This window comes from Cylindrospermopsis sp. CR12, assembly GCF_001432185.1.
Classification (GTDB): Bacteria; Cyanobacteriota; Cyanobacteriia; order Cyanobacteriales; family Nostocaceae; genus Raphidiopsis; species Raphidiopsis raciborskii.
Genome location: NZ_LMVE01000135.1, coordinates 28,004 through 45,783 on the forward strand (window position 1 = coordinate 28,004; position 17,780 = coordinate 45,783).

General features: G+C 37.5%; 16 protein-coding genes and 2 pseudogenes. 5 read left to right on the forward strand and 13 right to left on the reverse strand.

From position 1 onward, the window contains the following. Window positions 1–106 precede the first annotated feature (106 nt). Window positions 107–1,255, forward strand: a complete 1,149-nt coding sequence (locus ASL19_RS16200; protein WP_057179131.1) for an FAD-binding oxidoreductase — start codon at window positions 107–109, stop codon at window positions 1,253–1,255. Here the strand turns inward: ASL19_RS16200 and ASL19_RS16205 are convergent. The 11 genes from ASL19_RS16205 to ASL19_RS16255 form a co-directional block, all read right to left on the reverse strand. After that, complete coding sequence (locus tag ASL19_RS16205) at window positions 1,252–3,411, reverse strand: protein kinase (RefSeq protein WP_057179132.1); 2,160 nt, start codon at window positions 3,409–3,411, stop codon at window positions 1,252–1,254. The two genes, ASL19_RS16200 and ASL19_RS16205, sit on opposite strands and share 4 nt — an antisense overlap. Window positions 3,412–3,450: 39 nt before the next feature. Beyond that, window positions 3,451–5,232 (reverse strand): protein phosphatase 2C domain-containing protein, encoded by a 1,782-nt coding sequence (locus ASL19_RS16210; RefSeq protein WP_057179133.1) that lies wholly within the window; start codon window positions 5,230–5,232, stop codon window positions 3,451–3,453. A gap of 21 nt (window positions 5,233–5,253) precedes the next feature. Beyond that, the gene (locus tag ASL19_RS16215) at window positions 5,254–5,802 is read right to left on the reverse strand and encodes an FHA domain-containing protein (RefSeq protein WP_057179134.1); all 549 of its coding nucleotides are present in this window, start codon (window positions 5,800–5,802) and stop codon (window positions 5,254–5,256) included. A gap of 54 nt (window positions 5,803–5,856) precedes the next feature. After that, entirely contained in the window at window positions 5,857–7,248 is a 1,392-nt protein-coding gene (locus ASL19_RS16220) for a VWA domain-containing protein (protein WP_057179135.1), read from the reverse strand. A gap of 57 nt (window positions 7,249–7,305) precedes the next feature. Next, the gene (locus tag ASL19_RS16225; protein WP_057179136.1) at window positions 7,306–7,692 is read right to left on the reverse strand and encodes a hypothetical protein; all 387 of its coding nucleotides are present in this window, start codon (window positions 7,690–7,692) and stop codon (window positions 7,306–7,308) included. A 28-nt stretch (window positions 7,693–7,720) separates the two neighbouring features. Then, window positions 7,721–9,184 (reverse strand): VWA domain-containing protein, encoded by a 1,464-nt coding sequence (locus tag ASL19_RS16230; RefSeq protein ID WP_057179137.1) that lies wholly within the window; start codon window positions 9,182–9,184, stop codon window positions 7,721–7,723. A 67-nt stretch (window positions 9,185–9,251) separates the two neighbouring features. Further along, window positions 9,252–10,142, reverse strand: coding sequence for a hypothetical protein (locus tag ASL19_RS16235; RefSeq protein WP_152980452.1), 891 nt, complete (start codon window positions 10,140–10,142; stop codon window positions 9,252–9,254). 111 nt (window positions 10,143–10,253) lie between these two features. Then, window positions 10,254–11,138, reverse strand: coding sequence for an ARC6/PARC6 family protein (locus ASL19_RS16240; RefSeq protein WP_161808618.1), 885 nt, complete (start codon window positions 11,136–11,138; stop codon window positions 10,254–10,256). Window positions 11,139–11,200: 62 nt separating this feature from the next. Continuing rightward, window positions 11,201–12,091, reverse strand: a complete 891-nt coding sequence (locus ASL19_RS16245) for an ARC6/PARC6 family protein (protein ID WP_057179140.1) — start codon at window positions 12,089–12,091, stop codon at window positions 11,201–11,203. Between the two features lie 71 nt (window positions 12,092–12,162). After that, window positions 12,163–12,924, reverse strand: coding sequence for a type I methionyl aminopeptidase (map, locus tag ASL19_RS16250; RefSeq protein ID WP_057179141.1), 762 nt, complete (start codon window positions 12,922–12,924; stop codon window positions 12,163–12,165). Window positions 12,925–12,937: 13 nt separating this feature from the next. Further along, on the reverse strand, window positions 12,938–13,939 hold the full coding sequence (locus ASL19_RS16255; protein WP_057179142.1) for a Gfo/Idh/MocA family protein: 1,002 nt from the start codon (window positions 13,937–13,939) through the stop codon (window positions 12,938–12,940). Window positions 13,940–14,628: 689 nt separating this feature from the next. On the opposite strand from ASL19_RS16255, the gene ASL19_RS16260 reads away from it, so the two are divergent. Both ASL19_RS16260 and ASL19_RS16265 read left to right on the forward strand, forming a co-directional pair. Next, on the forward strand, window positions 14,629–15,231 hold the full coding sequence (locus tag ASL19_RS16260) for a thioredoxin family protein (protein ID WP_057179143.1): 603 nt from the start codon (window positions 14,629–14,631) through the stop codon (window positions 15,229–15,231). 153 nt (window positions 15,232–15,384) lie between these two features. Continuing rightward, the gene (locus tag ASL19_RS16265) at window positions 15,385–15,642 is read left to right on the forward strand and encodes a hypothetical protein (RefSeq protein ID WP_235529024.1); all 258 of its coding nucleotides are present in this window, start codon (window positions 15,385–15,387) and stop codon (window positions 15,640–15,642) included. 195 nt (window positions 15,643–15,837) lie between these two features. Here the strand turns inward: ASL19_RS16265 and ASL19_RS17210 are convergent. Beyond that, a pseudogene (locus tag ASL19_RS17210) lies at window positions 15,838–16,310 on the reverse strand (transposase); the annotation flags it as partial. A 361-nt stretch (window positions 16,311–16,671) separates the two neighbouring features. Between ASL19_RS17210 and ASL19_RS16275 the strand changes: the two are divergent. Together ASL19_RS16275 and ASL19_RS17035 are read left to right on the forward strand one after the other, a co-directional pair. Then, complete coding sequence (locus tag ASL19_RS16275; protein ID WP_235529025.1) at window positions 16,672–17,415, forward strand: sulfite exporter TauE/SafE family protein; 744 nt, start codon at window positions 16,672–16,674, stop codon at window positions 17,413–17,415. Window positions 17,416–17,452: 37 nt separating this feature from the next. Beyond that, the gene (locus ASL19_RS17035) at window positions 17,453–17,671 is read left to right on the forward strand and encodes an SDR family NAD(P)-dependent oxidoreductase (RefSeq protein ID WP_235529026.1); all 219 of its coding nucleotides are present in this window, start codon (window positions 17,453–17,455) and stop codon (window positions 17,669–17,671) included. Here ASL19_RS17035 and ASL19_RS17040 read toward each other — a convergent pair. Continuing rightward, a pseudogene (locus ASL19_RS17040) lies at window positions 17,617–17,778 on the reverse strand (IS4 family transposase); the annotation flags it as partial. The gene ASL19_RS17035 and the pseudogene ASL19_RS17040 overlap by 55 nt on opposite strands. Window positions 17,779–17,780 lie beyond the last annotated feature (2 nt).

Genomic DNA, 17,780 nt, shown 5'->3' on the forward strand with positions numbered 1-17,780 from the left:
CTCAATTGTCTCCATTGCAATCTGAGTCTTGAGTCACAAAACCCTAGTTTAATCAGGTGATAGGGTGAAGGGGTAAACTCTTCACCCCTCACTATTTACAAAGCTTATGAATGTAGTAATTATCGGTTGTGGTGTAGTTGGAGCAGCGATCGCATATCAACTAAGTCAAATCAAAGGTTTAAATATCACTGTTTTTGAAAAAAACCAGCCAGCACAAGGTTCTACAGCAGCTGCTTTGGGTGTTTTAATGGGGGTAATTAGCCATAAAACCAAGGGTAAGGCCTGGCAAATTCGCGAGGAGAGTATTAAACGCTATCAAACCCTAATTCCAGAGCTGGAGGAGATAACAGGGCGAAAAATTCCCTGTAACCGTCAGGGTATTGTCATGTTACTATCAGAGGATCCCACTCACCCCCTAAAAAGCGGAGTGGAAGCAATGAGTGACTGGGAGGAATTACAACAGGTGCGCAAATCCCAAGGATGGGAGTTAAAGGTGTGGGATAGGGAGAAACTAGGGAATTTTTGCCCCCAGGTAAATAATCCTATGGTAATTGGTGCTGTTTATTCCCCTCAGGATTTACAGTTGAATCCCACAGCGTTAACCCTAGCATTGGTGGACGCAGCACAGCGTAATGGGGTACAATTCAAATTTGGAGTAGCAGTTCGCAATCACCAAGCACCATCTAGTCAAATCGTCCAGATTACACCCCATGTTCAGGAACAACTAAAATCTATTGACACTACAGAAGGTGTAGTTACAGCAGATTGGTTTATCATTACTGCTGGTTTGGGCACCACTGCACTGACTAGACAATTAAATCATCAGGTGACTATTCGTCCAGTTTTAGGACAAGCATTATATTTGAGTTTAGGAAGGAGTTTAGGCAATCCTGATTTTCAACCGGTCATTACCGGTAATGATGTACATCTAGTACCCATGGGTAATGGAGATTATTGGGTGGGAGCTACAGTAGAATTCCCTAACGGAGAAGATGATGTTCTACCTAGTAAGGAATTACTGGAACTAGTTAAACAACAGGCGATCGCTTTTTGTCCTGAATTAGCTTCGGCCAAGATTCTTCGCAGCTGGTCAGGATTACGTCCTCGTCCAGAAGGTAGACCAGCACCAATAATTGAAAAATTAGCCAGCTATACTAATATAATTTTGGCAACGGGTCATTACCGTAATGGAGTATTACTTGCACCTGCTACAGCTTCTGCAGTACATGATATGATTATTACCGTTACCCGTTAAATAGTTAAGCCTATTAGTTTAAATGCCTGCTGTATTTGGGATGCAAGCTGTGTTTTTTGCGACTTGTTGTATAGTTTTATTGCCTGACTATATGCAGCTAGTATTTCTCGACTATTTTCCACTTCTCCATGTTGGTTTTTGGTATTGAGTAACACCCATCCCAAGTTGTGATATGCTTCGGCGTAATTATCTCTAAATTCAATTGATTTATCTAAAAAAGCCTTAGCTTGTTTCCATGATCCTAATTGGGCATATAAAGTACCTACTCTAAAATGAGAAAAAGCCAATAGGGAATTTTTTTCCCCATGGACGTGAATTTCATTCTGAATATGGGTTATGTACTTATCATAGATCTCAATAGCAGCTTGATAATTCTTTAGACTCTCCTGAGTGACTGCATAATTCATTAGCACCCAACCAGGAACTGAAGTTTGTTGAATAGCTGTTTCAAAACTAACTGTAGAATCTTGCCATAGAAATTCGTTTGCTTGTTTCCAACCTTTTAAACCCCATGCTATGGCATTATTAGGTGATTTATCCACAAACTCTTGTATTCTCAGATTAACATCATTAGCCTTTTTGGTAACCACTGACCTTTCTAAAGCCATGATTAAATAAGTATATAGAGTAGATTGTAGTTCCTGCTCATCATCATTGAGATTGGCTAATTGGGTTTGTAACTTATTTTGTAATTTAAAGAGGGCTTGACTAGATGTACGAATTACCAACTTCCACTCTTGTTGTTGTAGAAGTATCCATGCTTGTAAAGTTAGGGCAAATATAGAATCAGACTCTATTTGTAAAACCTTATCTATAATTGTTTTAGCCGCAGTTAAACTGCCTGACTTAGCTAATGCCCAAGCTAAATTTGTTTTTATCCACAGTTGGTCAGGTGATAAATTAGCTCCCTTTTGTAGATTAGTTACAGCATCTTGCCAATGGTTTTCACGACAATTAATTAACCCTAACACTCCATATCCTCTACCATCATTTGGTTGGAATTTAATGGCATTTGTAGCTGCTATCTTAGCTTGATTATGGTCTAGGTATACTTGTACCAATGCCAGTTCCACAAATGCTTGTGGACTACTACCTTGGACTTGTAGATATTTTTGATATACTTGCACAGCACCGATTAAATTACCTTGTTTAACTAAGTCCTTGGCTTTTTGATGTTGGGGATAAACAAAATTACCTTGTATGGCCGCCATTAATTCCTGAGCAGTTTGAAATCTATCTTCCACCTTAAATTCCATTCCTGTCAAGATAATTTTTTCCATTAAAGGAGTTATGTTAGAGTTGAGTTGTCGGGGAGGGATTAATGCGTCTGATTGGGTATTTTGCAAAAGTTGACTAGCTCTTTCTGTAGCTTCTGTTGGTAACTTTCCAGTTAGTAATTCATACATTGATGCACATAAAGCATACAAGTCAGTAGCAGGAAAATTTCTACTTCTTTGGATATATTGTTCATAAGGTGCATATCCAGCGGTGAGAATTCTAGTCATGTCTCCTGTTTGACCAGCAATAAATTCCCTTGCTGCACCAAAATCTATGAGTACAGCTCTATTTGGTGGAACAATGATAATGTTTTCCGGTTTAATATCCCGATGTAATAAATTGTGGTCATGAATAATTTGTAGAGCGGATGCTATTTGCCAGAAATAATCCTTCACCTTACTTTCTTGGAGAATTCCTTCCTGGAGGAGAATTTTATCTAAAGATTTACCATTGAGTAATTCCATAACCATATATGCAGTATTATTTTCTGGGAAATACTCATAAATTTCCGCAATATGGGGATGTTTACACTGTTGTAAATAGTTGGCTTCCCACTGAAATTTTTGTAGTTGCTCCAGACGCTGTGCAGGAGTAATTGATGTGGGCCATAAAACACTATTTCCATGTCTAGCAGCTTTTTCTGGCCATAGTTCTTTGATAGCCACCTGAGCAGAATTTATCAAAGAAGTTGCTGCATAAGTAATACCAAAACCACCTTGTCCTAAAATTCTTTCTATTCTATATCTACCACTACCAATTAATGTCCCCGGTGTTAAATGTAGATTGGATACAGTATTTTCAGGTATTAAAGGTGTGCCACAGGCAATACAACTAATGGCATTATCTGAATTATCGGTGAGACAGGTGGGACATTGCATAGACTTTACTATTTATTGGTTTGCTTATTAACTAATGATTTACCAACGACCTTGATTACTCGTAACCAAAAATCGTAACGCTAAGAGTGTGGCATTATCTAGTGCACCCCTTTCTAAAACTTGGTTAATAGTAAGGTTCACAGCTGTTTGCAAGTTAGATTCAGTGATGAAATTTGTGGCAAGTTGGTTTTTAGAAACTAAGTCCCAAACTCCATCAGAACAGAGTAGTATGATATCTTCATGTTCTAATCTCATTGTTAATTCTGAAGTAGTTTGTCTTAGATCTTGAACATAGCCATCACTCAATCTACTTTTTCCACCAATAGATTTAGTCAGAATATTTCTATCTGGATGTGTTGACAATTCCTCTTCCGTAATTTTTCCACTAGCAAATAATAGTGCCACTAAAGAGTGATCTTGACTAAGTTGTTGAATTTCTCCTTGACGCAGTAAATAAATACGACTATCCCCCACATGACCAATCATTAGTTGTTCCGAAAAAGCAAAAATAACACTTAAAGTTGTTCCCCCATCTTTTACTTGTGCAGAAACTTTCTCATTAGCTTGAACAAATAGGGAAGTTAGCCACTCTTGGCATTCCTCCTTGGTATGATTTTCTAAAGGTAAGGGAGATTCTAGCACGGTTTCTATAGCCAATTTACTCGCCAATTCCCCCTGAGACATTCCTCCCATACCATCCGCCATCCCAGCCAAAATTACCGTCCGGCGATCGCCACTATTTTGGTATTTAATCCCATAGTTATCTTCATTTTTCAAGCGATTAATTGAGAGTCCTACAGTAGATAAACTTGCCATGTCCCAATAAATTTTGGGGATAGTCATCTCCTGTCGAGTACGGACTAATATTTTTAAAAACTGTTCCAATGTAAATCTTTCTTCTGGTAAGTAAGATAGACAAATTTTTAGCAGTTGATAAACTCGAGGTATAGGATTGATTTGTATTTCTTGATTTGGGTTACTGGGTAAGTTTTTGTGATGAATTATTTGATATAATAATGCTCCTACTGTGTAACTGCTCATAGTTTCGTGAACAGGATATTTACCGTATGCCAATTCTGGAGCGCAATAGTCACCTATAAACCCAAAATTGAGTAATTCTCCTACAGGAAAGACATTAGTCAGGTCAAAGAATTTAATTGGTGTTCCTGGTGTTCCTATTTGCATTAATTTGGGAACGAGATTAATAACACACCATCCTCTTTGATGAAGATAGCGAAACACTTGACAGATTTGGCTGGTAATTAACAAAGACTCTTCCAAACTAGGTTTATTATTCAGCCAAGTTTCCAAGGTTTTATTTTCATCGGGAAGATAGGTAAGAACCAGCAATTTTTCACTTAATACACTGGTAGTAATTTCCTGTTCTGGATAATATTCCTCCTCTAAATATTCCACCTCTTGATTGCTATCTATGGTGGTATTTGTATTTTCAGGATTTTGATTTTCTGTTGTGGTTAGTGCAACATCCAAAACTTCCCAATCCATGATATTACCTGGGATATCATGAATATTATTAATGTTAATAACAACATTGTCTACAACAGTGTGTAATAGAACTTGGGAGATCAACTGGTAATCTCCCAATTGGGTTCTCAATTGTAATTCTCGGTTAAGTGCACCATCAGTTGTACCTATCCTGAGTAAACCTGGTTTTGCATCACCTACTATCCAAACTTGGAAGTAATAAATATCAGGCGTAAATTGTCCTAAATAGGATATAATTTCTACTGGCAGAGCTTGGATGTGAAAACAGGTGTTTTCTTGAATTATTAATGGTAACTGATTGGTATAATCGCTCATCTTTTTATTAAGTCATGCTATCTAGGTGTTTTTAAAAACAAATTTAACCTTACCAAATGCAATTTCATCATCTGGTTTTAGGGGAGTAGGTACGGTAATTCTGGCACTGAATCGTGTTTGTCCTTGACTTTTAATAAACACTCCATTGGTAGATCCTAAATCCTTCACCTTCCATATTCCTACCTCCTGATAAATTTCTGCGTGGTTGCGGGATACGGTTTCTCCACCAAAAAAAGTTTCCAAATCTATATCCACCGGGCCAGTATCCTGGTCAAAAATACCGACTATGGCATTATTTTCCAGAATAAATTCCGGTATGGGAGCATTGATCTGTTTACAGACTAACCTAGCAGTTGCGGATGTCCTTGTAAGTGGTATAGTTGGCGAATAGCTATGATCTGATATTGGTGGTGGAGCTGGTTGAATAGGTGGTTTAATAATGGTGGGTGCTATGGTTGGCGAGGTGGTTGATGCTGTAGTGACAGCAATTGGCAGTTCCGAACCACAAATACTGCAGAACTCTGTATTATCTGGGTTTTGGTCATATCCACAAGCTGTACAAGTGATCATGGTCTTTTATCCTTATGATGGTAGAGTTATGTTGAAATTGTACCAGAGAGATTCTTATGTTCCCGTAAGTTTTCGCATCTCCTCTTCTGAAAGCATATCATCAATATCATTACCCATTTTCACCGTTTTCCCTTTAGCACCCATTTTCACCGTCTTCCGAGTTCCCGATGAGATTTTTTGAGTTTTTCGCAATTCGGACTGAGCATTATTTAAAGATTCTGTCATTTCATTATTGCCAAGTTTCACTGTCATTCTTCTAGCTGTTTCTAATAATTCCTCTGCTTTTTGTGGATTCTTTTCTGCCATTTTGATAGATTGGTCAACCAGATTGGCAATATTGCATTGTTGGACATAGTCCATAACTTCTTGATTAACCTGAGCTGCATTATGTTGTCCAGCAAGAAATTGAATAATGAGATTTTCTGGTGGTATTTCACCGCGCCTTTTTTCTCCAGGAATGTCATAGGTCAATCCCAGTTGAGCAATACGTACACGAGAAGCAGGACGGTTATTAACTGTAAATTCTAGGATGAAGATAGTTTCATCATGAGCAATAGCATTTCCCAAGGGAAAGGGATCTTGATTAATGGGAAATTCTGCTTGGGTAGGATAAGCACGAACAATACGACTTAGTTCTACCCCCTTCACAGTTTTCACAGTTAAAGCTAGATTAGTGATTACCTCCTGTTGTGCTTCACTATATTCAGCAATAATCTTGCCAGGTAAATCTAGTATGGATGTTTCTGTACCTTTAGCGATTCCTGGTACCACATAAAATAGTTTTCCTCCCGTGCAGTCACTAAGATGGCTCAATAAATCTTCATTGAACTCTTCCCCCACTCCCAACGCGGTGACTGGTATATTACGGGTGGCGAAATCATTAGCAATTGATTGACACTGATCTTCATCAAATGTTTGTCCATCGGTGAATAAGAGAACCCGTTTAACAGTCATTTCCTGTTCACTCAATATATCAAATGCACGCCGCAGTCCTAAACCCATGCGCGTACCACCAGAAAAATTTCTCAAGTTGTTAATGGCAGTTTCTAGTTTTTTAATTTCTGTAGCACTAGTTAGTCCAATAATTGAGGAAGCACTATCATTAAATTGCACTATAGCAATGCGATCTTGTTGTTTTAATCTCCCAGAATTAACTAAGGCTAATAGGGATTCAATCACTATGTCTATTTTTGATTTACCTCCTGTCACCTCCCGATATTCTTTGCCATCTTGTTGATAGGTGACACCTGTAGGTTTACTCTCACCTGCAACCACTTCATACATGGATCCACTAGTATCAATAACAAAAGTAAAAGTAGTCGGTGGAAGACTGGTAGCTATATCTTTGAGAGGACGCAACTTGAGCATAACAAATAACTTTTGTCCTTCCGTATCCGCTGGCATAAATTCGCGATGGGGTGTAATACTAGTTTTAATGGCATTCATTTTATCTTTCCTGAAGTTAATTTTTGAGATTAATTTTTGCGGTTAAACTACCAAGACCTAAACAAAGTTTAAAGCTGGCAATACACCCGATTGGGGTTGTATATCTGATATATCTGGAGCAATCATTTGAGGAATTTCCTGATTGCCATCCTCCTGCAGTTGATCAATATTTTCATCAATCAGCAGTCTTAAATTAAGACTCAGAGAACTAAATCTATAACCGTGCTTAATATCCTCAGTCCAGGTTTGAATAATTCGATTTAGTTGATAATCCCTAATTGCTGACAAGCTAAGATCCTGTAATGTCTTACGAATCTTTTCTCTAACCAGAGGTGTAAACACTTTTTCGGGTGCATCTTCCTCCATATTGTTTAAATCTAAACTGTAACTGTACGATTCAGATGGTGAACCCTCTGGTTTGAGATGGAAAGTATATTTGACCATTGTGCCAATTAAACAAGAATTTTGATAATTAGGTTTTATCTTTAACTTCTAGGGTAATTTTCCCCAACTTACGGACATCACCCACCTTTAAACTCTGAGTAGTAACTCTCATTTTCTTCATCCTAGCATATTCTTGGTCGAACTCCATGATAATATCACTTCCCTCCTTAAATATTCTAGCAGTAAGCGGTGCAAATCCGTCTGTTGCACTTAGGGGAATTTCCACGTTCACAGAAGTACCTATGGAAATTGGCCTGGTACCCAGTAAATATCTGGTCTGCTCCGTGGGTGTCCAATGCACTAACAAGTAAGGTTCTGAGTTTAACTGTTTTTGTTCAATCCAAGCAATCATCAACCCGATAAAAAACCCTAATATGGATACACCAGATAAGCGTCCCATAATGTCTCCTAGAATACTTGATGTGATTAAAAAGCCACCAGCACCGATTCCACCACCTACAGTTCCCCCCAAGAGGGCGTTTTTCAAGTTGAGATTGGGGACGAAGAATTTTGTGCCAGCTCCCACCACCGCCCCCACAATCACCCAACCTCCAATTTTGGTAATTACTTCCAGACCAAGGATTCCTGAAAATGTTGTATTCACTGACAATACCACAAACAAAAATTGTCCACTTGCACCTGCGATGGTTCCTGCTACCAGACTACCAATAATAGTGATAATTCCCTTTTTCGCAGTTAATAATGGTAGTCGCATATAGCGATTTTGTCCCATAATTAAAGCCAAACATATTCCCATGGACAAAAACGCTGTCCAACCACCAGTGCGGAATATGGAATAGGTAAAACCATAGTTTTCACCAGTGTTGGATTCAATCAACTGTTTATAAATTACCGCTTCTGCTTGGCTAAATGCTTGGTCAAATTGACCAGAATTAGCATAAAATACTAGGGAGCGATCGCCTGTGATTTGGGTTAAATAATTAGTGTCTGCACCTCCGGTAGCTACTGCAATTAGTTTAATTCCTGCATTTCTCACAGACAGGGCTGAATTGTAGGCAAAATTAGGATCATCTGGTATTCCATCGGTAAATAAAATGATATTTTTGTTTAATGTTGTTGCTTGCAATTGATCTTGGGCAGTGTTAATACCTTCTCCCATAGGTGTTGAGCCATTTTCTAATAGTTGATTAATGGCATTATTTAAAATATTAATGTCGTTTGTCAATGGAGCAGGGGTTGCAACTGCTGAGCCAAAATTCACCACTGCTATTTGATCTACTTCTAAGTTACGACGTTGCACAAACTGACTGGCGGCCGTTTTAACTTCCGTTAATTTACCATCACTCATGCTTGAGGATGTGTCAATTAATAAGACTATCGCTTGAGGATTTGTTGTGGGTTTATTCCCACTTTTAGTTAGGGCTAGAAATGGTTCTCCTAGCAAGATTGCTGCTGTTAAACAGCCAGCGGATCCATATATGGCAAATAATAGGGTTTTGTTGTTTTTTAAGCGATTGGTTAGGTTCAACATTTTACTTATTTTAAATAGGTGTAATAAAATTCCTGATGCAATTCAATTCTCTGGTTTTTTACCGTTCTTAATTTGGGGTTCTCACTTTTATTTGAGTAACATACCAGGTGGCATTATCCTGATTCCAATCAAGATAAAATCTTAATCTGACTGGAAGCAATCGACCATTTTTCATACTATATTGACCTCGAAAATTAACGATAGCCGAGTCGTTATCTTCTGATTTAACACTGACCCTAATTACCCTAACACTCTCAACTTGCGTCCACCATCCTAAAAAGGAATCATAACCATTTGGATGTAAATTTAGATCTTCTTTAACTGTACTTGGATAAATATCCCAAGCAGTATCATACTGTTGATTGTTGATCTTATCATAATAATCTCGAATTACTTGTTCAGGTGAAATTCTGGAAGTATTTTGTGTTGCTGTGTAGGATTTTTGAACCGAATCTGCTCTTGCTGGTATTTGGGATTTAGTGTTAGGAATAGGTGCGACTGTAGTAGCTATTACTGTCGATTTTTCTACTGGATCCTCCATAGTAACCAGATCGGATTTAAGGGTAGACCCTAAGCTCATTTGTAAACTAAAAGTTTTTACTCCTTGTGGTGCAGCTACTTGAATGGTATATTTACCCTTCTTAGGTAAATTGATACCTTTAACAATTTCATTATTTGGCGCAAACACCCAAACACAAACATTAGTATCCGTACTATAATTCAGTTTTTCTCCTGCTTTTGCTGCAAAAGTATACCCAATGTGTTTGTTGGAACTAACTTGACTAGACTTGGTGATTATATTTTGATCTAACATTATCTGTTCAACATTCTTACTACTTAACGAAACTGTAGGTTTATCAGGACAACCGGGTGAACTTAAAAGATTGGATGAAATAGATCCATTAGGATTGACTGTTTGACAACCAAGAAGTGATAGATAGGTGGAGTAAAAAATCATTTTTTTTAACATATTAAAGCTACATTTTATATTATTGCAATGAGAAAAAATTTAACTCGATTAAAGCCGTTGATACTTTTTCGTGCTTACATGATAGGGTAAATGGTTGATTCATCCTCTTATTTTTTTATAGTCATAAATTTTCCAAGTTCCGTTCTCCTTTTCAAAGAAATAAATGAAATTATCGGTATATACTCCTGAGTTTTTTTGATCGATGCCATTTTGACCATGTAAATACCGCTCCTCGGATACCCGCACTTTGATATAGGGGCGATCCTGTGAATTTGAAAATTCAATAACTCCTTCTATATTAGAAAAATTGTATTGATAATAGTACTGATTTTCCTTAAGCCAATCTACAGATCCAGCGGAGCCAATAGTATTTGTATGTAAATTTCCGGTTGTTAATTGGTCCACCAAGTTACCGTCAAAAGGTGGTCCAAATATTTGAGGTTTTGCTGCATACCAACGTTTAATCAGTTCTATAGCGTCTTCCTGAGAAATATCGTGTTGCTGCTGTAAATTATTCTCTTTTGCATCTAAGTTTATTGTGGGAGTCGATTCAGTGGTGGGACTAATGTTGGTCTGTAAATCTCCCAAACCCACTTCTAAATTAAAATTTTTCACCCCTTGTGGTGCACCCACCTGTATGGTGTATTGACCAGTTTTAAGCAAATCTTTCCCTTTAACAATTTCAGTATCTGGAGTAAACACCCAAACACAAACATCACTATCCGTACTGTAACTCAATTTATCCCCTGCTATTGCTCCAAAAGTATACCCCACATGTTGCTCAACACTTACCTGGTTAGATTTACTAATTCTACCTTGATCGAATGTAAGGTTTTCAACATTTTTGGCATTTAATGAAACTGTAGGTTTATCAGGACAACCGGGTGAACTTAAAAGATTGGATGAAATAGATCCATGAGGATTGACTCCTTGACAACCGAGAAGTGATAAACAGGTGGAGCAAAAAATTATTTTTTTCAACATACCAAAATTTTTACAATTTATAGCCGTATTCATCTACAACGGAAGCGGTCCAGAATGGTTACCTATTGCCAAGCAGGATAGACCTCAGAGATTTTCCACCTTGTGTTTTCTTTTTCAAAAAAATAAGTTAGATTTCTAGTGAACTTTCCCGATTTTGCCCTATCAATCCCATACCTACTGTGTAAATATCTCTCCTCCCTTACTCTAACCCTAATATAAGGACGTTTCCCGGAATTTGAAAAATTAACCACTCTTTTTATTTCTGAAGAAATATATTCATAATATGCTCCATTTTGTCTTAACCACTCCACTGGTCCATCAGCTTTAGTTGTAAAATTGTGCATTTTGCCCGTTGCTAATTGATCTACTAAATTGGTATCAAAGGGTGATGCAAATATTTGAGGTTTTGCCGCGTACCATTGTTTAACCAGTTCCACAGCATCTTCTTGAGAAATATCATGTTCTGGCTGTAAATTATTCTCTTTTGCATCTAAGTTTATTGTGGGAGTCGATTCAGTGGTGGGACTAATGTTAGTCTGTAAATCTCCCAAACCCACTTCTAAATTAAAATTTTTCACCCCTTGTGGTGCACCCACCTGTATGGTGTATTGACCAGTTTTAAGCAAATCTTTCCCTTTAACAATTTCAGTGTCTGGAGTAAATACCCAAATACAAACATCACTATCCGTACTGTAACTCAATTTATCCCCTGCTATTGCTGCAAAGGTGTACCCCACATGTTGCTCCACACTTACCTGGTTAGATTTACTAATTCTACCCTGATTGAATGTGATTTTTTCAACATTTTTGGCATTTAATGAAACTGTCGGTTTATCAGAACAACCAGGTGAACCTAAATTAAGAATCCCCGTCCCTTTAGGGGTGGGGAGTGTCAATCCTTGACAACCCAGAAGTGATAGACAGGTGGAGTAAAAAATCATTTTCTTCAACATATCAAAATTATCTCATCTGTTATCTACCAACCTTGATTTGAAATCCGTTCCTTTTAACAACCAACCAATTCCTATGGCAAAGTAAGAATCTCCACACCATTTTCCGTTACCGCTATAGTATGCTCAAACTGAGCGGAAAGTTTCCTATCCCTTGTAATAGCAGTCCACCCATCAGCTAACATCTCAAACTCATAGGAACCCTCATTAATCATTGGTTCAATGGTAAAGACCATACCCGGTCTTAATAATCTACCAGTTCCCCTAGTCCCAAAATGAGGAATGTCTGGCGCAGTATGAAAAATCTTATTAATTCCATGACCCACAAAATCCCGCACCACCGAAAACCCATGACCCTCCGCATGCTCTTGAATAGCAGCACCAATGTCACCAATTCTCCCACCAGGTCTAATTTCTGCAATACCTAAATACAAACACTTCTGTGTCACCTCTACCAATTTTTTGGCTATGGGCCTAGCTTCACCTACAATAAAGGTTTTAGATGTATCTCCATGATAACCATCTAATACAGGCGTTACATCAATGTTAATAATATCACCCTTCTTGAGAACCCGTTGTGAACTAGGAATGCCATGACAAATTACTTCATTTAAACTAGTACAAATTGATTTAGGAAAGCCCATATAACCCAAGGGTGCGCTCTTGGCTCCATGAGCTTGTGTCCATGCTTCCGCTTCATCATTCAGTTCTTGAGTGGTTACACCAGGTTTAACCAAGGGTTCTAGGTGTTGTAATAGCTGAGCTGCTAGACTTCCAGCACGTCGCATTTTTTCTATTTCTCGTGCAGACAAAAGAATAATTTGTTTGGTGTTCATCTAATAATCTTGACTAATCTTGATCCAAAAATATTGTTAATCCGGTCTCAGCTGCTCTACGAGCTGCATCTGCAATTTTTAAAGTGTATAAACTTTGTTCTGCAGTTACATATAAAGGGGAACCATGAAAAATATGATCTAAAACTATTTTAGTATCCCTAGCAAATAATCCCTGACGATTAGCAATTTCTATTGACCTTGTGTCTTCCGATCCTATAAAAATTCCTTTATCCCCATCCAGAATCAAACCCCCGTTTTCAGCACTGACTTCTAATTTCCGTTCTGATTGCCATATAGTTTCACCTTTGCCATAAATAACCTGAGCTAACAAACCATCGGCAAAACATAATTGGGTTGTACAAAGACAACCTTGATAATATTCCTCCTCTGTTTCCCAATATCGCTGATGACAATTCACTGTTACTACCTGACCAAATACATCAATGAGACGATGTAATCGCGATAATGCGCCCATTAGGGGAAATCCAAACAATTGATGATTATAAGTCCATTTTCTCCGAGCTGGATGTTCCGCTTTCATAGTGCTGTAACGAACATAAAACAACTGTCCCAGCATAGGTAAGTTTCCTTTGAGTACCTGATGCCAACCACTCAGAAGTTCAATGTGCTCTACATGGAGCAGTCTTTTTTTGTCCTTTGCTAAAGCAATTAATTCCTCCGCATCTTTAAGATTTAACGACAAAGGATACTCAACAACCAAATGTTTGTTATTATTCAATGCCGCACGGGCTATTTTACCATGATCTGAGTTGATTGTAGAAATAACTATTAAATCTACATCTTCTCTTTCTACTAACTCCTCCCAAGAATTGCTTACTTGGGTTTCGTAACTTTTTGCCAAAGCAGTTATCGATTCAGGAGAGTGTCCCGCAATAGCTATCAAATTCGCACGCTCATCCTGCTTAATTGCTTGAGATCTGTGTTTGGCTGCATACCCAGTGCCAATCAGGCCTACCCCTATGCTTTTTTCAGTAAACAGTCCGTAATTGTACATAAAAATTTACCAGTTTACTCAATCAGTATAATTAAAGCTTATTCTTAAAAGTGTAACAGTTTTGTGGAAAAGTGAGCCAGAGGTAGTTACTAAGCTGTCCTGCACCTAGATTGCATAATAGGAAATTAACTAATCAAGCGATCGCACTTTCCTCACTCGGTGCGATCGCTAACTAAGGCTATTAAATAGCTTTTATTGTTTTATAGGCGATGGCTTTAGAAAGTTAATTAAAAAATGTATTGGTCAATACTTGTTTTTTAAATGGGTCTATGAGAACATTCTGAAATACTACTAAATACCAATTGGAATTTAGTATTTTTATGGAAGGTTATTACTCTTGTTGACAATTATAATTGTCGGCGTTTAATACGTAATAGAGTTTCAAACTTGCCTTAACCTAACCAATCTAAAATAGTGTTTATCAGTATCTAGGAGACACAGGTGACTTACCAACACTTAAAAATTAAACCTATTGCAGGACGTATTGGCGCGAAGATTTTGGAAATTGATTTGAAACAAAATCTCCAAGATGCAATTATTAATGAAAACTGAGTCTGATCATATTATTGGCTTATTGCAGAAAGGAGATGCTTCTGTGTATAACAAACGGGTACCTGTAGCTGTTTAAGTTCAGATGTTAAAATGGGTATTCGGATGAATTTCAATCATAGGATTAGGATGGGTGTTATATGGTCAGAACCGCTTCCACAATGTTACCGTTGGGTACTTTAGCTCCAGATTTTAATTTGCCCGATGTGGTTTCTAACAAGACAGTTTCTTTGGCTGATTTTGCCCATAAGAAGGGTTTGTTAGTCATTTTTTTGAGTCGTCATTGTCCCTTTGTGCAACACATCAAGTTAGAGTTGGCACAATTGGGCAAAGATTATTTACAAAGTAATCTGGGAATAGTAGCAATTAGTGCCAATGATATCAATAGTCATCCCGACGATGCACCGGAGTTTTTAAAAAGCTTCGCCCAAGAATTGGATCTAACTTATCCTCTACTTTTTGATGAAACCCAGAAAACCGCCAAGGACTTTTTTGCCGCTTGTACTCCCGATTTCTTTCTCTTTGATGGTGAGCGCAAACTGAGCTATCGCGGGCAATTAGATGACAGTCGTCCCGGTAATAATGAACCGGTCAATGGGAAGGATTTACGAGCCGCGATCAATGCTGTTTTGTCTGATAGAGAGGTGAACCGAAACCAAAAACCCAGCATTGGTTGCAATATTAAATGGCGTCTTGGAAATGAGCCTGTTTATTTCCAAAACCAAGCGATCGCAGTTTCCTGATTGGATTTAATTTCCTTTACAGGTTAATGTTTTTGGGTTAGACTATTATTGGTAAATTTGTGTTATAGTCACAACTAAAATATAGGTATATTGATTAATCAATATACCTATTTTCTGAAGGGTTACTATTTTTAGCTACCGGTTAAAATAATCATGAGTCAGATACTGAAAGAAGTTCTTACCGCTAATCAGAACTATGCTGAAACATTTGGTGATAAAGGCAATTTACCTTTACCTCCTGCGCGGAGATTTACCATTTTGACCTGTATGGATGACCGTTTAGATCCGGCAAAATTTGCTGGATTAACCGAAGGTGATGCTCATGTAATTCGTAACGCGGGTGGAAGGGTCAGTGATGATGCTATCAGGTCTTTAGTGATTTCATCCCACATTCCGCACCCTAAGCTGTGACAGATCAAAGAGGATTCTGATGTAGTACATAATAACTAAAATTAATTCTAATAGAGACATAGTGTGAGAAAGTAAAGTTTGGTAACAAAAAAGAGAATTGATAACCAAATAAGAAATAATTGATTGCAGAAATGTTGAATGTCGTTACAAAACTTTACATAGTTAGATATAGTACTCCTATCAAAGGTGAAAATGTCAACATCTCATAATATCTTCCATCCAATGAACATAACTGATTTGTTGACACATACAAGCTTGAAGATAGCGGAACTTATCTAACATTTTTTCACCCCATTCATTGGGAACGGATACAAGTTGTAAAATTAGATAAGCGATGAGACTGGCATAAATTTGTATGCCAATGCCATTAACGTTTTTCGTAATTAATTTATCCAATTTTAGGTGCATTTTTAAAAACTTCTATAACAGTTCAACTCCCCACCGTAAACGATAAATATCTCTGATTTCATCATCTGTAACTGCTGCTTCTCCATCTGCAGGTAAATTCGTGACTAAGCGAAATTCTGTTTTCGTTTCTAAATCACAAAAGTTAACTACCCTGTAAGCATAAGCATCACTCGCCGAACCAAATTAGACATCATTGATGAGCCAAATTTGTAATCATGATTATGTCCAAAATTTATCAAATTATCTTCTGGACTTCCCGTTTGACAGTATGCCCAGAAAAAACGTCTTTAATTCCAACAGAGGATATTTTAACCATTGTTTTATGTTTTAAATCCGATTAATATAGGTTTTGTTTTCTTGGCGACAAAAACCACAAGCTTCAGCAACCCCTACCATAATTATTTATTTTGGATAAGTACGGTATGTCAATCGAATTATAGTATTATTGGATTGTTTCATACCTCCACTAAAAAAACAAGTCTTAATGTCAGAATTTTTGCCAAAACTCAATTTTTATCCCCAAAGGATCTGAAAATATGCCAAAGTACGGTTTCATTTCAGTTCATAAATCATTTCGCTAAGTCAATGCTACAAAATTTCAACCTTTTTCATAGTTTCCTTTTGTTTACTACTTCCTTTATTGCTGGTTCACTAAATGCTGTAGCAGGAGGTGGTAGTTTTATTACCTTTCCTACTCTTATATTTGTTGGTATATCCCCAATCACTGCCAATGCCAGCAATAATACTGCTTTATGGATTGCTTCTATGGCTAGTGCAGGTGCCTATAGGCGTAATTTACGCATACCAAAGAAAGAATTTTTAGTTCTATGTGTTACCAGTTTGATTGGGGGAGTAATTGGATCTGTAATTTTGTTATACACATCACCAAATGTTTTTAAAAACTTACTACCCTATCTATTGCTATCAGCGACACTAATTTTCACCTTTAATGATGTATTTCAAAAATGGTTACAGGTGCAAAATCAAAGATCCTTGGATACCCCAACCGCCCCTTTGTGGGTTCTGGTAATTGCTCAACTAGCAATTTCCGTTTACGGTGGTTTTTTTGGTGCAGGTCTGGGGATTTTAATGTTAGCAACTTTAAGTTTTTTAGGTATTAAAAATATTCACTCTATGAATGCTTTTAAAGCCTTTCTCGGTAGTTGTATCAATGGTATTGCCATCTTTCCCTTTATGTATGCTGGAATGATTGCCTGGCATCAAACTATACTAATGGCTATCGGCGGTTCCCTAGGTGGTTACTTGTGTGCTCATTACGCTTATAAGTTGAAACCCAGTTTCGTTAAAACAATTGTTATCGTTACTGGGTTCAGCATGACTATTTACTTTTTTATTCGTAGCTAACATAGTTTTTGTAGTCATCAATACTTGATTAGATCTGATTAATAATGCAGGGTCAGCTCGTGCTGGATCATTTTTAGATCTTGATGATCAAGTATTTTTAGATGCTTGGCACTTGAAAGTTTTAGGATACATTCGTTTTGTAAGATTGGTAGTTCCCTACTTCAAACAGCAAAGTGATGGAAGGATTGTAAATATTATTGGGTTTAATCTTGTAAATAAGTCCCGCATACTTGTTAAACTATTATCCAAGGCATAAGCCAACCAACACTCAACATAAAGACGGCTGTTCAAAACTGGATAATCATTTTTTGGTAACAGTCTGAGGATGTCCTTGACAATCTTGGGGAATGAATTTATGATCATTA

Excerpts from the sequence above, each read along its gene's own strand:
- ASL19_RS16265 (WP_235529024.1), top strand. The coding sequence starts at position 15,385 with ATGAGTCAGATACTGAAAGAAGTTCTTACCGCTAATCAGAACTATGCT.
- ASL19_RS16245 (WP_057179140.1), bottom strand. The coding sequence starts at position 12,091 with ATGTTGAAGAAAATGATTTTTTACTCCACCTGTCTATCACTTCTGGGT.
- map (WP_057179141.1), bottom strand. The coding sequence starts at position 12,924 with ATGAACACCAAACAAATTATTCTTTTGTCTGCACGAGAAATAGAAAAA.
- ASL19_RS16210 (WP_057179133.1), bottom strand. The coding sequence starts at position 5,232 with ATGAGCGATTATACCAATCAGTTACCATTAATAATTCAAGAAAACACC.
- ASL19_RS16240 (WP_161808618.1), bottom strand. The coding sequence starts at position 11,138 with ATGTTGAAAAAAATAATTTTTTGCTCCACCTGTTTATCACTTCTCGGT.
- ASL19_RS16200 (WP_057179131.1), top strand. The coding sequence starts at position 107 with ATGAATGTAGTAATTATCGGTTGTGGTGTAGTTGGAGCAGCGATCGCA.
- ASL19_RS16230 (WP_057179137.1), bottom strand. The coding sequence starts at position 9,184 with ATGTTGAACCTAACCAATCGCTTAAAAAACAACAAAACCCTATTATTT.
- ASL19_RS16260 (WP_057179143.1), top strand. The coding sequence starts at position 14,629 with ATGGTCAGAACCGCTTCCACAATGTTACCGTTGGGTACTTTAGCTCCA.
- ASL19_RS16255 (WP_057179142.1), bottom strand. The coding sequence starts at position 13,939 with ATGTACAATTACGGACTGTTTACTGAAAAAAGCATAGGGGTAGGCCTG.
- ASL19_RS16205 (WP_057179132.1), bottom strand. The coding sequence starts at position 3,411 with ATGCAATGTCCCACCTGTCTCACCGATAATTCAGATAATGCCATTAGT.
- ASL19_RS16235 (WP_152980452.1), bottom strand. The coding sequence starts at position 10,142 with ATGATTTTTTACTCCACCTATCTATCACTTCTTGGTTGTCAAACAGTC.
- ASL19_RS16225 (WP_057179136.1), bottom strand. The coding sequence starts at position 7,692 with ATGGTCAAATATACTTTCCATCTCAAACCAGAGGGTTCACCATCTGAA.
- ASL19_RS16215 (WP_057179134.1), bottom strand. The coding sequence starts at position 5,802 with ATGATCACTTGTACAGCTTGTGGATATGACCAAAACCCAGATAATACA.
- ASL19_RS16220 (WP_057179135.1), bottom strand. The coding sequence starts at position 7,248 with ATGAATGCCATTAAAACTAGTATTACACCCCATCGCGAATTTATGCCA.